The sequence below is a fragment of the Bradyrhizobium sp. Kon58 genome (assembly GCF_055807455.1).
Genome location: NZ_JBVVOT010000261.1, coordinates 1 through 329 on the forward strand (window position 1 = coordinate 1; position 329 = coordinate 329).

At 65.0% G+C, this 329-nt stretch carries 1 protein-coding gene; it reads left to right on the plus strand.

Features of this window, described 5'->3' with window-relative positions; genetic code table 11:
* A partial coding sequence (locus AC0L20_RS40390; RefSeq protein WP_473295730.1) for a proton-conducting transporter transmembrane domain-containing protein occupies positions 1-329 on the plus strand: 329 nt, incomplete at both ends.

The following is a 329-nucleotide window of genomic DNA, read 5'->3' on the forward strand; positions in this document are numbered from 1 at the left end:
TTCGCTGTACCCGGTGATGCTGGCCCTGGTGCTGATCGGCGCCTTGAGCAAAAGCGCACAGTTCCCGTTCCATTTCTGGCTGCCCCACGCCATGGCGGCGCCCACGCCGGTTTCGGCCTATCTGCACTCGGCGACGATGGTGAAGGCCGGCGTGTTCCTGCCGGCCCGCCTGTGGCCGTCGCTGTCCGGCAGCGAAGAATGGTTCTGGATCGTCGGCGGTGCCGGCGCCATGACCCTGCTCCTCGGCGCTTACTGCGCCATGTTTCAGAACGATCTCAAGGGCCTGCTGGCCTATTCCACCATCAGCCATCTCGGGCTGATCACCCTGC